This is a genomic window from Paenibacillus sp. EKM212P (genome assembly GCF_011066115.1).
GTDB classification, from domain to species: domain Bacteria; phylum Bacillota; class Bacilli; order Paenibacillales; family Paenibacillaceae; genus Paenibacillus; species Paenibacillus polymyxa_B.
In genome coordinates this window covers 615,725-629,574 of sequence record NZ_JAAMNR010000003.1, presented here as the reverse complement: position 1 = coordinate 629,574, position 13,850 = coordinate 615,725, and the positions used below count along the sequence as shown (strand labels likewise).

12 protein-coding genes and 1 pseudogene are annotated in these 13,850 nt (G+C 44.7%); 8 read left to right on the top strand and 5 right to left on the bottom strand.

Annotation, left to right across the window (positions count from 1 at the left end):
- Window positions 1-86 precede the first annotated feature (86 nt).
- The 6 genes from G9G54_RS12075 to G9G54_RS12050 all read left to right on the top strand — a co-directional run bounded on the left by G9G54_RS12075 (window position 87) and on the right by G9G54_RS12050 (window position 7,188).
- Window positions 87-1,700 carry a xylulokinase gene (locus tag G9G54_RS12075; RefSeq protein WP_165178283.1) on the top strand — a complete coding sequence of 538 codons (1,614 nt, stop codon included), beginning with the start codon at window positions 87-89 and terminating at the stop codon, window positions 1,698-1,700.
- A gap of 1 nt (window position 1,701) precedes the next feature.
- Window positions 1,702-2,397, top strand: a complete 696-nt coding sequence (locus G9G54_RS12070) for an L-ribulose-5-phosphate 4-epimerase (protein ID WP_068939259.1) — start codon at window positions 1,702-1,704, stop codon at window positions 2,395-2,397.
- 35 nt (window positions 2,398-2,432) lie between these two features.
- On the top strand, window positions 2,433-3,857 hold the full coding sequence (gene araA, locus G9G54_RS12065; RefSeq protein WP_165178351.1) for an L-arabinose isomerase: 1,425 nt from the start codon (window positions 2,433-2,435) through the stop codon (window positions 3,855-3,857).
- A gap of 171 nt (window positions 3,858-4,028) precedes the next feature.
- Window positions 4,029-4,892: a hypothetical protein gene (locus tag G9G54_RS12060; RefSeq protein WP_165178281.1), complete on the top strand. Its 864-nt coding sequence runs from the start codon at window positions 4,029-4,031 to the stop codon at window positions 4,890-4,892.
- 377 nt (window positions 4,893-5,269) lie between these two features.
- Window positions 5,270-6,769 (top strand): malate:quinone oxidoreductase, encoded by a 1,500-nt coding sequence (locus G9G54_RS12055; RefSeq protein WP_165178279.1) that lies wholly within the window; start codon window positions 5,270-5,272, stop codon window positions 6,767-6,769.
- A gap of 278 nt (window positions 6,770-7,047) precedes the next feature.
- The gene (locus G9G54_RS12050) at window positions 7,048-7,188 is read left to right on the top strand and encodes a hypothetical protein (protein WP_238807987.1); all 141 of its coding nucleotides are present in this window, start codon (window positions 7,048-7,050) and stop codon (window positions 7,186-7,188) included.
- Between the two features lie 61 nt (window positions 7,189-7,249).
- Here the strand turns inward: G9G54_RS12050 and G9G54_RS12045 are convergent, their stop codons facing one another.
- On the bottom strand, window positions 7,250-7,996 hold the full coding sequence (locus tag G9G54_RS12045; protein WP_165178277.1) for an SDR family oxidoreductase: 747 nt from the start codon (window positions 7,994-7,996) through the stop codon (window positions 7,250-7,252).
- Between the two features lie 185 nt (window positions 7,997-8,181).
- On the opposite strand from G9G54_RS12045, the gene G9G54_RS12040 reads away from it, so the two are divergent.
- On the top strand, window positions 8,182-9,105 hold the full coding sequence (locus tag G9G54_RS12040; RefSeq protein WP_165178275.1) for an AraC family transcriptional regulator: 924 nt from the start codon (window positions 8,182-8,184) through the stop codon (window positions 9,103-9,105).
- A gap of 70 nt (window positions 9,106-9,175) precedes the next feature.
- Here the strand turns inward: G9G54_RS12040 and nudK are convergent, their stop codons facing one another.
- Window positions 9,176-10,138, bottom strand: a complete 963-nt coding sequence (nudK, locus tag G9G54_RS12035) for a GDP-mannose pyrophosphatase NudK (protein WP_165178274.1) — start codon at window positions 10,136-10,138, stop codon at window positions 9,176-9,178.
- A gap of 1 nt (window position 10,139) precedes the next feature.
- Window positions 10,140-11,324, bottom strand: a complete 1,185-nt coding sequence (locus G9G54_RS12030; protein WP_165178272.1) for a MerR family transcriptional regulator — start codon at window positions 11,322-11,324, stop codon at window positions 10,140-10,142.
- Between the two features lie 134 nt (window positions 11,325-11,458).
- Between G9G54_RS12030 and G9G54_RS12025 the strand changes: the two are divergent.
- Window positions 11,459-11,929 (top strand): annotated as a pseudogene (locus tag G9G54_RS12025) (histidine phosphatase family protein); the annotation flags it as partial.
- A gap of 91 nt (window positions 11,930-12,020) precedes the next feature.
- Here G9G54_RS12025 and G9G54_RS12020 read toward each other — a convergent pair.
- Both G9G54_RS12020 and G9G54_RS12015 read right to left on the bottom strand, forming a co-directional pair.
- On the bottom strand, window positions 12,021-13,088 hold the full coding sequence (locus tag G9G54_RS12020; protein WP_165178270.1) for a DUF4367 domain-containing protein: 1,068 nt from the start codon (window positions 13,086-13,088) through the stop codon (window positions 12,021-12,023).
- The gene (locus G9G54_RS12015) at window positions 13,049-13,639 is read right to left on the bottom strand and encodes an RNA polymerase sigma factor (protein ID WP_165178268.1); all 591 of its coding nucleotides are present in this window, start codon (window positions 13,637-13,639) and stop codon (window positions 13,049-13,051) included. Before G9G54_RS12015 ends, G9G54_RS12020 begins: the two co-directional genes overlap by 40 nt.
- Between the last annotated feature and the right edge of the window lie 211 nt (window positions 13,640-13,850).

The window sequence follows — 13,850 nt, the reverse complement described above, 5'->3', positions numbered from 1 at the left end:
ATATACTAAGGTTGTAAATTAAAGAAAGCGCCTTCTTTCAATTATTGCGATTATAACAGTTGTTCAGAGAGAGGAGTAACGTGAGCATGGATCAAGACATTAAACAAGCGATTACTAAGGGAGAAACCTCACTTGGTATCGAATTTGGATCCACACGTATTAAGGCAGTGCTGATTGATCATCAATTTGAAACCATCGCATCTGGAAGCTATGAGTGGGAAAATCTCTTGGTAGACGGTTATTGGACGTACAACTTAGAGAGTATTATTACGGGTCTGCAAGAGGCTTATAGTGAAATGAAGCAAGAGGTTGAACAAAAATATGGGATCACCCTTCGTACTGTTGGTTCTATAGGATTCTCTGCAATGATGCACGGCTATATGGCTTTTGACAGCAAGGGCGAGTTGCTTGTTCCGTTCCGTACTTGGCGGAATGCGACAACTGGTGCTGCGGCAAAAGTGTTAACTGATAAATTCCAATTCAACATCCCTGAGCGATGGAGTATTGCTCACCTGTATCAAGCTATATTGAACGAAGAGCAACATGTCCCTCAGATTGATTTTATGACGACGTTAGCTGGATATATTCACTGGCTGCTGACTGGCAATAAGGCTATTGGCGTCGGGGATGCTTCGGGCATATTCCCAATTGATGAGACTACACATGATTATAACGAATCGATGGTTAAGCAGTTCGATGAACTCATTGCAGCCAAAGGTTACGATTGGAAGCTAGAAGGAATTCTCCCTAAAGTTTATATTTCAGGCGAGCAGGCAGGTGTACTAACCGCCGAGGGAGCTAAAATCTTAGATAAATCCGAAGATTTACAACCAGGTATTCCGCTTTGTCCTCCAGAAGGTGATGCGGGAACAGGGATGGTCGCTACGAATAGTGTGAGAAAACGGACGGGTAACGTCTCTGTGGGAACCTCGGTTTTTGCCATGCTTGTATTAGAGAAGGACCTTTCAGCGGTATATCCGGAAATTGATCTGGTGACTACACCGAATGGTAATCCGGTCGGAATGGTTCATGCCAACAACTGTTCAAGTGATATCAATGCTTGGCTGGGATTGTTCCGTGAATTCTCTGAGGCAATGGGGCAAAAGGCGGATCCGAATCAATTGTTCAGTGTGCTGCTGAACAAGGCTTTGGAAGCAGATCCAGATGGCGGCGGTTTACTCAGCTATGGCTATTTGTCAGGGGAGAATATCACCGGAATAGAGAAAGGCCGGCCATTGTTTGTCCGCTCTCCTGAAAGCCGTTTCAATTTGGCCAATTTCATGCGGACTCATCTTTTCACTGCGTTTGCTGCTTTGAAAATCGGAATGGATATTTTGACAAAGAAAGAAAATGTCGCAATTGACAGCATTCTGGCTCACGGTGGTTTATTTAAAACCCCTATCGTCGGACAAAAAATTGTTGCGGCTGCCATGAATGTCCCGGTATCAGTGATGTCAACAGCCGGAGAAGGCGGGGCGTGGGGGATTGCTATTCTGGCTTCTTACATGATGAACAAGGATCAACAAGAAAGTCTGGAAGACTTCCTCGACCAAAAAGTATTTAGAGATGCTGAGGGGCAAGAAATTTCTCCCGACAGTTCCGACGTTAAGGGATTTGAAGCATTCATGGAACGCTACACACAAGGCCTGGCGATTGAACAGGCTGCTGTAGATAATCTAGTGGAAAACTGGAGGAATTGACGTGTTAGAGCAACTGAAAGAAGAAGTATATCAAGCCAATCTGGATTTGCCTAAACATGGACTCGTGAAATACACCTGGGGTAACGTAAGCGCTGTTGATCGTGAGAGCCGCTTATTCGTTATCAAACCAAGTGGTGTTAGCTATGACACGATGAAACCTAGCGATATGGTGGTTGTTGATTTTGACGGTAATGTTGTTGAAGGAGAGATGAGACCTTCATCAGATACACCGACTCACGCCGTACTTTATAAGCATTATGCAGAGATCGGCGGTATTGTACACACGCATTCGACTTGGGCGACCATCTGGGCTCAAGCAGGCTTGGATGTACCTGTAATGGGGACTACTCATGCAGACACCTTCTATGGTTCTGTTCCTTGTGCCCGTTTCTTGACACAAGAGGAGATTGATCGTGGTTACGAAGCGGAAACCGGCCGTGTCATCATCGAAACTTTTGAGCAGCGCGGGCTGGATATTTTAGCAGTGCCAGGTGTTCTGCTTAAGGGTCATGCTCCCTTCACTTGGGGCAAAGATGCAAAATCGGCAGTCATGAATAGCGTCGTGTTGGAAGAAGTTTCGAAAATGAATTTATTCGCACGAGAATTGAATCATTTTGCTGAAGAATTGCCGCAGCGCATTCTAGATAAACACTATTTACGCAAACATGGGAAAGACGCGTACTACGGGCAAAAGTAATATAAACTAAAAAAATTAAGAAAAGAGGACGAATGATGTCAACAGTAGGTACAAAACAGTTCTGGTTTGTCGTAGGTTCACAGCATCTGTATGGGGAAGAAGCATTAGCAGAAGTTAAAGCACACGCACAAGAAATGACCGATGCCTTAAATAAGAGTGGCGTTCTGCCTTATCCACTTGTATTGCAGGATCTGGCGGTTAGTGCAGACAAAATCACCAATCTCATGAAAGAAGTCAACTATCGTGACGAGGTTGCTGGTGTCATCACTTGGATGCATACCTTCTCGCCTGCAAAAATGTGGATTCGTGGTACTAAATTGCTGCAGAAACCACTGCTTCATCTGGCTACACAGTTCAATGAAAGCATTCCTTGGGCTACGATTGACATGGACTTCATGAACCTCAATCAGGCAGCTCATGGTGACCGTGAATATGGATTCATCAATGCCCGTCTGAAGAAACAGAATAAAGTGGTTGTAGGGTACTGGGAACGTGCGGAAGTGCAGAAGCAAATCGCAGAGTGGATGGATGTAGCGGTTGCTTATAACGAAAGCTTCAATATCAAAGTTGCCCGCTTTGGCGACAACATGCGTAACGTTGGCGTTACGGAAGGCGATAAGGTCGAAGCTCAAATTCAATTTGGATGGACCGTTGACTACTTCGGAATTGGCGACCTTGTTCAGTACGTCAATGCTGTGAAAGAAGAAGAGATCGATGCTTTGTTCGCGGAATACTCCGAACTCTATGAATTTGATTATGGTACTTATAGCAAGGAAGCTTGGGAAGCCAGCGTAAGAGTGCAAGCAAGCTACGAAATTGCCCTTAAACGGTTCCTGGATCATGGCGGCTATACTGCCTTCACTACGAACTTCGAAGACCTCTATGGTATGAAACAGCTTCCTGGTCTTGCCGTTCAACGTTTGATGGCACAAGGATACGGCTTCGCCGGTGAAGGAGATTGGAAGACTGCAGCGCTCGATCGTCTGCTTAAAGTCATGAGCCATAACCAATCCACTGGCTTTATGGAAGACTACACCTATGAATTAGCGGCTGGTCAGGAATCGATCCTTCAATCCCATATGCTTGAAGTTGACCCAACGTTGGCAAGCAACAAGCCTAAAATCATCGTTTCTCCGTTAGGTATCGGCGATCGTGAAGATCCAGCTCGTCTGGTGTTTGACGGCAAGGCAGGAGACGGTGTAGTTGTTTCCATGGCTGACTTTGGCACGCATTATAAACTGTTGATCAATGATGTTACTGCATTTGAACCGACAGTTCCTGCTCCAAATCTTCCAGTGGCCCGTGTACTGTGGAATGTGAAGCCAAACTTCCAAGATGGGGTTAAAGCATGGATTGAGAACGGCGGCGGTCACCATACCGTGGTTTCCTTGAATCTAACCACAGACCAAATTGTTACTTATGCAAAACTGGTTAACCTGGAATACGTAATTATTAAGTAACTAGAAGATAGTCATCTACTAAAAGCATTGGGTCAGTCCTCAGGACCCAGTGCTTTTTATTAGTTTTCTAAGAATGTATAGATATGGGAAGCTTCCTAAGCTATCTGGCATTATAACGGGATAATTGGTTTCTCCTTAAGGTAATCATTTAATTCATAAGGATGTGATACTATGTCCAATTTACCAGCTACGAAAACGAAACTGGTTATCGTTGAAGGTATACCTGGCTCTGGCAAATCCACATTATCTAGACACATACATGACATGTTAAACACACATCCAATAGAATCGGAACTATTTTTAGAAGGGAACTTACGACATCCCGCTGATTATGAATCGGTTGCATGTATGCCGAACGAAGAACTTGATCGGCTCCGATCTATCTATTCCGAGGTGTTTCATTACATTGATCCGTTTGTATCTGTGAATGGCAACGACTCTTTAATCGCATATGCACTTGCGCAGCAATCAGCTCCAAATGGAATCCCTTCTAGTGTGTATGAGGAAATCCGGCGTTATGAAATTTACGATGGAGTACCCGTAGAAAAGCACTGCGAGTTGATGATTCAACGTTGGAAGTCTTTTGTTAAAGATCAGCGAGAAAAAGAAAAGTTGATAATACTCGAATGCTGTTTTTTACAGAACCCGGGGTGTTCATTACTCGCCCGACATAACGCTGGAGAAGATCGTTTTATTCAGCATGTATTACAGATTGCGGAGCAAATTCAGGAGTTAAATCCAATTTTGTTCTATTTGAAGCAACCGAATGTGCATGAGACGATTGAACGAGTTAAAACAATGAGATCTCAAGAATGGTTAGATTTCGCGATTTGGTACCATACGGAGCAAGATTATGGAAAGAACAAGGGGCTTTACGGGTATGAGGGATATATTCAGTTCCTTGAACATCGACGAGAGCTAGAATTACAAATTATTGAGCAACTTCCTTTTCAATCGTTTATTATGGATAACTCCGATTATGATTGGGTGAATCAACAACAGGCCGTTTCGAATATCATAATGAGGTATTTATAAGGGCCTATCCCGTAAAGACATATTTTACCGAGTTATTCATATACATGGACTGTTGATTCAATCATTGGAAATCTGTACTCTACATCATTTGCTTCTAAACGCTTTTTTGGTGTCTGTTATATTACTGCTAGTAAGTGAAGCCCAAATAATACAGCGTGTTGAGATCCATTCTTATTATTTCTGCAAAGAAAATTCTCACTTTTTAGCAGAAATGATTTATAATTATCAGATAATAGACAATATAATTTTTAAAAGATTATATTTTAGTTATAATAGAGACAGAAAAGATATGTTCCTGAGTGGAGCCTTGCTTCTTGTATCACCTAAGCAGGAGGGCCTGCTCTTTTTTGCAAATATAAGAGATAAGGAAGGTTTTTATGAATAGCATTCAGAAAAAAACAGACATTATCTTAATTGGTGCCGGAGTCATGAGCGCGACTCTGGGATCATTGCTGAAAGAGTTAGCACCGGAGTGGGAAATTCAAGTGTTTGAGAAACTCGCAAACGCGGGAGAAGAAAGCTCTAACGAATGGAATAATGCAGGTACAGGCCATGCTGCACTGTGCGAACTGAACTATACATCCGAGAAAGCTGACGGATCTATAGATATTCGTAAAGCTGTAGACATTAATGAGCAGTTTCAGCTTTCAAGACAGTTTTGGTCTTTTCTTGTAAACAGCAATTTGATTCGTAATCCACAGGACTTTATCAAGCCAATACCTCATATGAGTTTGGTAACAGGAGAGAAAAATGTATCTTTTTTGAAAAAAAGGTTTAAAGCGCTTTCAACTATTTCTCTGTTTCAAGGCATGGAATTTTCCGACGACCCTGAAAAGCTGAAGGAATGGATTCCGCTAATTATGGAAGGCCGTACATTGAATGAACCCATCGCGGCAACCAAAATCGACTCTGGAACAGATGTCAACTTTGGTGCTTTAACACGCATGTTGTTTGAGCATTTAAAAAGTAAAAACGTCGAGATCAATTACAAACATAGTGTAAAGGATATTAAACGTGCGAGCGACGGCTCGTGGAAGATCAAAGTTCATAATCTGGATAACGGTAAAATCGAATACCATAATGCCAAATTTGTCTTTATCGGTGGTGGGGGTGGAAGTCTACCTTTACTACAAAGAACCGGTATTCCTGAGTCCAAATATATCGGGGGATTCCCGGTAAGTGGACTATTTATGGTATGTAACAATCCCAAGGTTGTCGCCCAGCATCATGCAAAAGTATACGGTAAAGCTAAGGTTGGTGCTCCTCCCATGTCTGTTCCGCATCTGGATACAAGATATATCGGTAACCAAAAAGCACTGCTATTTGGACCGTTTGCCGGCTTCTCACCGAAGTTCTTGAAAACGGGCTCAAATTTGGATTTGATCGGTTCTGTAAAACCCAATAATCTCATCACGATGTTGGCCGCAGGCGCAAAAGAGATGGCATTGACCAAATATCTGATCCAGCAAGTGATGTTATCGAATGAAAAGCGTCTGGAAGAATTACGCGAGTTTATTCCGAACGCCAAAATCGAGGACTGGGGGATCGTGGTAGCAGGCCAACGTGTGCAGGTGATCAAAGATACGGAGGGCGGAAAAGGAACACTTCAATTTGGTACGGAAGTGGTTAGTGCCGCTGATGGTTCGGTAGCTGCACTGCTCGGCGCTTCTCCGGGTGCTTCTACTGCTGTTCACGTTATGCTGGAAGTATTGGAAAAATGCTTTCCACAACATATGGAAGAGTGGGAACCAAAAATCAAAGAGATGATTCCTTCTTATGGGGTGTCACTAGCGGAAAAACCAGAGCTTTACCAAGAAATTTACAATTCCACAACGGAGGTGCTGGGTCTGGGCGAAAAAGAACCGCTTCATCGTTAATTTTTGCATGGCTGGTAACTGGATCATCCCACTACTGTACAGGAATCTTACGATATATTTTAAAGTCGAATAAGCAACAACACCAAGCGGTGGGAAGCCCCCACCGCTAAAATGCTTGCTTAACAATACAAAATTTTGCAATCCTTGGGGTGGAAATAATTACTTAACGACCGTTCCCAATATGATAGGATGAAGCCAGACAGAAAAGAAAGCAGCACTATAGGCTCTATTCAGTTCCAGTTGTCCAATGAACTGGTGCAGCGGATTGCTACCCCGGCTTGGTTAAAACGCAGATGGGCGGGGAAAAGGCAGAGCTGTCGGTGGAGGATGGGGCGAAAACGGCGGTCCGACTGGCGACCCTGCCGGAGGATGGTCCAACGGGCGGATTCTATTACATGGATGATCGGCTTCCATGGTAAAGCTTTATGCATAAATAGATAGGGGCGCACCCACAAGAGGAGGTGCCCCTATCTATTTATATTACATTTGTGCGGTTGGACGGATTACGATTTCGTTCACATCAATATCGGCCGGTTGTTCAATTGCGAATCCAATTGCACGGGCTACCGCGTCAGGTGTCATGGCTAGTTTATCCCGAATGGCAGCGAGTTGATCTCTCAATGCGGGATTGGTCATACCCTCCGTGAAATTCGTCTGCACAATACCAGGCGAAATGATGGTCACGCGCAGCTTGTCGCCAGCCTCCTGGCGCAATCCCTCTGAGATGGCGCGCACGGCGAACTTCGTACCGGAGTAGACCGACTGGTTCGGCACAGTCTTATGTCCTGCTACAGAAGCGATGTTCACGAAATGTCCGGAACCCTGCTTGCGAAAGATAGGCAACGCTGCGGCTATACCGTACAAAACGCCTTTAATGTTGACATCAATCATGTCCTCCCAGTCCTCGACACACAGATCTTCGAGAGGGGAAATAGGCATAACGCCAGCGTTGCTGACGAGAACATCCAGCTTCCCGTACCGTTCGCAAGCCAAATTAACGAGGTTGCACAGATCCTCGCGCCGTCTCACGTCAGTGCGTGCATAAACAGCTTCGCCACCTCCACTTGAAATGCGTGTCGCCAGCGCTTCAAGGCGATCCGCTCCGCGGGCTCCAAGCACGACTTTTGCCCCACGCTCGGCAAGCAACAGTGCTGTTGCTTCTCCAATTCCGCTGCTTGCACCTGTAATCACGACGACTTTGTTCTCTATTCTTCCTTCCAAATGCATAGCCCAATCCCTCTTCCTCTAATCTATTTGCCTTAGGCCCTTTGTTGGCCTTGCAAGTAAATTTTAAGTAGAATTCGATTGAGACAGGTAGACCGATCAAGTCCAATTCTTGCCTAATCCTATTCGGCGTGCATATAATTAGCACATCAATATTAGCGTTCAACGGAAAGGACGGTGAAGCATGAATGATTTCGTCTCCTCCCCCCTCTGATATTTCTACGAATCTACAAGAACTGATTCATTTAATTCATCAACATGCGTCTTCGGATGGTACGTTTGTCTCGTCTGTGCCAGGACTTTATTTCAGACGTGCAAGCGATGTGTCCGAGCTGAATCATACGGTCCATATGCCCTCCCTGTACGTGGTTGCACAAGGCTCAAAGACAGCAATGCTGGCTGGAGAAAACTATGTGTACGATCCAACAACTTACATGGTCACATCAGTTCAGCTTCCCGTAACTGGTAAAATAACTCAGGCCTCGTCGGAGCTCCCTTATCTAAGTCTTCAATTATCCATTAGTCCAGACGTCATCCTGGACATTATCAAGAAGAGTCCTCCTCAATGTAACGTAAAGACTGGACCCGGCATACTGGTGAGCCAATTTGACCCTCTGCTGCTCGATGCGCTACTTCGGCTTGTCAGACTTTCGGATACGCCTGCGGATATTCAGTTTCTTGCGCCGCTTATCACGCACGAGATCCTTTATCGTGTATTACAAGGTGAGCAGGGAGCTTTAATCAGGCAATTTGCCGTAGTTGGCAGCTATGCACATAGCATCTCCAAAGCGATCCATCTGATAACCCGCGATTACTCTAAGCCTCTTGTGATCGAAGAGTTGGCGAAGGAAGTAAACATGAGCGCCTCTTCCTTACACAAGCATTTTAAAAAAGTAACAGCTATAAGTCCTCTGCAGTATCAGAAGGCCATTCGACTGCAGACTGCACGCCGCTTGCTGCTCTCGGAGGGAGTGGAAGCCGCCAATGCAGGCTTTCGCGTTGGCTATGAGAGCCCTTCGCAGTTCAGCCGGGAATATGGACGCATGTTTGGGCGTCCACCGATGAGTGATGTTAAACATTTGCGCAATTCCCTTAGTGTCTCAGTTGATTGAGAGATTCTTCGGGTGATCCGTGGAGGATGCCCAGAGGCAAGTTGTCTTTGGTCTGGTCAAAGAGGATATATCACACCAACGGAAGTTCGTCGAGCCGTTCGTAAATCAACAATCCTTTCTCTTTCGCCACCCTTACCATTTCATCAGCACCCTGAGAAGGTCCTCCAACTCGAAGCACGGCGTTACAGCAATCAAGCAGGCGAATGGAAGACGGATGAAAGATTCTGTTAAAAGTCTCGTCTCCCAAAGCAGTGGAACCAGCTGTCGCGATAAGGGGCAAAGCATACCACTCCCCCAGCACCGGCATATGACCAGCCTCGTAAACTTGAAGAGCAATTTCATTCATGTAGTTGACGTTCTTCTCAATTAATACATGATCATCATTCGTTCCAGATCGATACGGGCCTGCGATAAGGATATGAAGCGGTTTCGATTTCACTTTCAAGAGGCCCTGGATCTGAGCGTATTGGAGCAGCATTATCGTCTTGGCGTCACGAATCTCGCCGCTTTCGACCATGTTTAGCACTTGAGCAAACGGGAGTTCCATCACTTCAATGTTTTCCTGCTCCTCCTCAAGGCCACCACCGTCACCCGTTGTCATATCTTCACTATACTCGGCTACATAGAAGTGCAGGATTTCGGTAACGGAGCCCGGTGACATATAGGCCTCGCCAACTTTCTGCACACGGTTGATACGGTATCCCGTCTCCTCCTCCGTCTCCCGAAGAATACCTTCTTCCGGTGTTTCTTTATCGAGTAGTCCTGCACAGGTTTCGATAAGCATCCCAGTTTCATTGCCGTTCCGATAAGTAGGCATCCGGAACTGTCTGGTCAGTACAACGGTTTGTTTGTGCCGATTATAGAGCAGGATCGTTGCGCCGTTGCCGCGATCGTACACTTCACGGGATTGTGTCTCCCATTGTCCATTATTTTTTTCAAACTCGAATGTGACCTTATTTAAGATGTACCAGTTATCTGATAGAAGCTCCTCTTTTACAATCCGTACTCTTGGGTGATACTGTTGTGACTTCATCTTATTTCCTCCCTAGAAAGATTCCGTTCTCTTTAGTCATTTCGAGAGTTCCGTTCTGCTGCAGAAGCCGATTGACGTGGTCTCGAAACTTGTCAATAGCCGCTCCGACAAGTCGCTCTCTTGCGTTCATCGGAGTCGAGATTATATATTCGATCAGGGGTTCCGCTTCGTCGACCAACAGACAGTCCTCGTATCGAAGCAACCGAAGATCGGAAAAGCAAGAAGACAGCAAGTCCCCTCCGTTATCCAGGTGGAACCGTTTAATAGCATGATCCAACACATGAAGCTCAGGATCGAACGAAACCGCCAAGTGTTCGACCTCTTGTAGGTGTTGAGTGCTCATTGTAGAGGTGCATACTATACCTCCTTGCTTTAAGATACGGTGCATCTCGCGGATTGCTCTAGGGATGTCCGGCACGTGGTACAGCATGTTGTTAGCGATAACCATATCGAATTGCTCTTCATGGAATGGGATCTGTTGCGCGTCAACAGATAAAAACTTAAACTGCGGATTGTTGCTTCCCAAGCGACAACGTGCTTCTTCCACCATCCCGCTTGACATATCGGTAAGCGTGATACGCCAGCTGCTTGGAATTCGTTCGGCGTTTCTTATCCAAAAGGTCCCGTCGCCGCAGCCCAACTCGAGAATGTGTGCTCCCGGTTGGACCTCCAGTTGTTCAAAGATCCAACGATGCCAGCCTTGGGGATTCGTACTGTACTTGTCGTAAAGATGTATCCGCGTTTGCAGACGGTTCGCCGTCCGATATTGCTCCCCCCAATTTTGCTCACTCTGCACGGTTTGAATAACATCCGCCAAATGGTTCCAATCGGAGCCATAAGCCGACATTTCCATAGCATCTCGTATTGCATGTACTACGTGCTCTGTATGAGCAATTTTCTTTTGTAAAACATCGAGTTGTGCTTGCAACGAGTGTCTGATCTCTCCGTTGGATGGCGATTCTGCATCTAAAATGTCCATTATTGTTTGAAGCGATAACCCTAGATACTTCAACATCTGAATTCGCTGTAATCTTTCCATATCTTTCATGTTGTACAGTCTTATGGATCCAGTACGATGACCTCCTGGACTCAGAAGTCCAATTTGGTCGTAATATCGCAATGTCCTGACCGTTATCCCTGTACGTTTGGCAAGCTGTCCTGTCGTCAGACAGTTCTCTTTTTCCATCCATTGCTCACATCCAATTGATTGCTCTAGCATGTCGTTCTCAGTCAGTATAGCAAATGACGTAACGTCACCTTCAAGAAAAATTTATGCAATAAGAAAAGAGAAAACTACCCTACAAGTCAGATGCTTTTCAAATAACTGAATTATTAAGAGAAGAGGGGATCGAGGTTTTCGTTTCAAGTCCATATCAACGGGCAATCCTAACCATTCAAGAATTAGCTCAATGCTCAGGACAAGAAGTTTTAATATTCGAGGATCTTAAAGAAAGAATTTTTTCTAGTGAAGACAACCGAATGCCCGATGATGAATTATTCCCTTTGTTAGATAAGTCATTTTCTGATCCCAACTTTTCTTTAACGGGAGGAGAGTCTAATGCAGTTTGTCAGAACCGAAGTATAACGGTCTTAAAGGAATTGTTAAAAATCTACCGAGGACGGAAAGTCGCATTAGGCACTCATGGAGCTGTGATGACTTTAATGATGGGGTATTATGACAAGCAGTGCGATTTGAATTTTTTACTACACACATCCAAACCAGACGTATACAGAATGGAATTCAATGATCAGGAATTAGTTGAGGTAAAAAGATTGTGGAACATGCCGTAATAGTTTGTGAGGAAAAGGTATAAGGACTATTCTCCAAAAAGAGACCACCCTTAAAAAAGGATGGTCTCTCTTCAAAGCTTTTCTTTTATAGCTATTGCGGTGAACCGTTAATCAAATCCTCAGATATTTTTACCAGGTCTTCTTTGCTCAGCGGGCTGTCCTGGTTATCAGATATGTTGTAGTGTAAACGCCTTTTTTCATCGAGCCATCCCAGTCGATTTTTCCCTACCTCCAAGGGCGTGCTTGTTTCGCTTGCCCTGATGTAATAGGCCTTGGTTCCTTTGATCATCAGTTCCTCAGCCGAATCCTGTTCATTTTGCATCACGGTCGTCTTTGTGACTTCGGGAGCGTACTTGGTGACGGTGATGTTTACATAGTCACTTCCTCTTGCATACCGGGCAAAGGTGAAGTCTGACTTGTCCCAGCTCAGCTTTTGAATAAACAGATTTTCACCTTTCGGTGCAGCTTTGGCCTGTTGCATCAGTTTATCCGTTAAAGCCCGATATTCCTCTTTGTTCATCATCCCAGGATATGCAGCGACTGGATAGACGTATCCGAAATCAAATCGGTAGCCATCTGGCAGATGAGTGGGACTATGCAACAGTGGGGCTTCTGTCCGCTTGATTTCATCCTGCAGACTGCTGAAGCTAGAAAGTTCAGTCGGTTTGTATGCAAACAGGACAGGATTAGACGAATTTCTTGGATTCATAGAATCGTCCTTAACGTAATAGGCGGCATACTCTCCAGGCTGTAGACGGTCTCTCACCTTTTCGTTCCACTGTGTGTAGGTGGTTGTATACGTTTGGGAAGCGTCCGTTTCGGCAGGTGTTTTGGCGGTATTTAATACGACATCGCCTTTGCCGTTACGGAATTCCAGATATTGCGAAGCCGCGTACCCAGTCACAGAGGCGCCCAATACAAAAAGTAAGATCATAATAGGAGCGGTGATGCGCGGTTGAAGACGCATTTTTACGATGAGTCCCTTTTGGGGTTTCGACTTTTGGTAGACCTGTTCCATCACTTTGTCCGAGACGTCAAAGGCTTGTATTTTTAAGACGTTCTCTGGCTCCGTCAGCATATCCATATTTTTTAAGCCCCTGTCTTTCAGATCGGTGTATTTCAGACCTTGTTCCTGAGTTCTGTCTTGTAATTCACGCATTTTGGGTCCTCCTTTATGGGCTCCATCATTTTTTTGAGCTTTGTTTTTGTTCTGCCGTATTTTTTCTTGATAGCTTCCTCGCTTTTGTTCATAATTTCCCCGATTTCTCCAAACGATTTTTCTTCAAAAATGCGTAGCACCAGCAGGTTTCGTTCTTCTGCATTCAGCTGGCCCAATGCCCGGCTTAGCGGTTCACTGAAAAGCTGACGTTCCATAACCTGCGCAGCGCTGTCTGAAGTCATGTTAGTTGAGTTGAACAGGGTAATTTTAAATTTGCGCTGTAGATTTTTTCTGCGAATCAGGTTCAGGCAGTGATGATAAGCCAATTTATACAGCCAGGAGGAGAAGCCCACTGTGGGCTTGTACATACTGATTTTCTCGAAAGCACTAACGAAAATATCCTGTACAGCCTCTTCCGCTTCTTGCTCACTTCCTAATATCCGCCAGCAGTACACAAAAATCTGACGCTGATACTCCTTTACAATGTAGGCGTAATCCTGGATCTCGCCAGCTTGGACCCGTTTAATTCTATATTCGACTTCCTCATTCAAAGATTTAGGCACCCCCTCTGATTAAAAAGAAAACTATATCTGTATAACAAATGAAGATGAACCAAAGGGACATCTTTTCTAAAATTTTTTGAGTATTAAATCAACCCTCTAAGAGAATACGATAAAGCAGAACAATTATCACCAACGTTGTTGATTTCATAGAGCTTGGATTTTTATTGTGGAAATAAATAAAATAATAAATATACCTATC

What these genes read in the sequence shown, in the direction of transcription:
- G9G54_RS12055 (WP_165178279.1), top strand. Translation starts at nt 5,270, where the DNA reads ATGAATAGCATTCAGAAAAAAACAGACATTATCTTAATTGGTGCCGGA.
- G9G54_RS12045 (WP_165178277.1), bottom strand. Translation starts at nt 7,996, where the DNA reads ATGCATTTGGAAGGAAGAATAGAGAACAAAGTCGTCGTGATTACAGGT.
- G9G54_RS12060 (WP_165178281.1), top strand. Translation starts at nt 4,029, where the DNA reads ATGTCCAATTTACCAGCTACGAAAACGAAACTGGTTATCGTTGAAGGT.
- G9G54_RS12075 (WP_165178283.1), top strand. Translation starts at nt 87, where the DNA reads ATGGATCAAGACATTAAACAAGCGATTACTAAGGGAGAAACCTCACTT.
- araA (WP_165178351.1), top strand. Translation starts at nt 2,433, where the DNA reads ATGTCAACAGTAGGTACAAAACAGTTCTGGTTTGTCGTAGGTTCACAG.
- G9G54_RS12020 (WP_165178270.1), bottom strand. Translation starts at nt 13,088, where the DNA reads ATGCGTGAATTACAAGACAGAACTCAGGAACAAGGTCTGAAATACACC.
- nudK (WP_165178274.1), bottom strand. Translation starts at nt 10,138, where the DNA reads ATGAAGTCACAACAGTATCACCCAAGAGTACGGATTGTAAAAGAGGAG.
- G9G54_RS12030 (WP_165178272.1), bottom strand. Translation starts at nt 11,324, where the DNA reads ATGGAAAAAGAGAACTGTCTGACGACAGGACAGCTTGCCAAACGTACA.
- G9G54_RS12040 (WP_165178275.1), top strand. Translation starts at nt 8,182, where the DNA reads ATGATTTCGTCTCCTCCCCCCTCTGATATTTCTACGAATCTACAAGAA.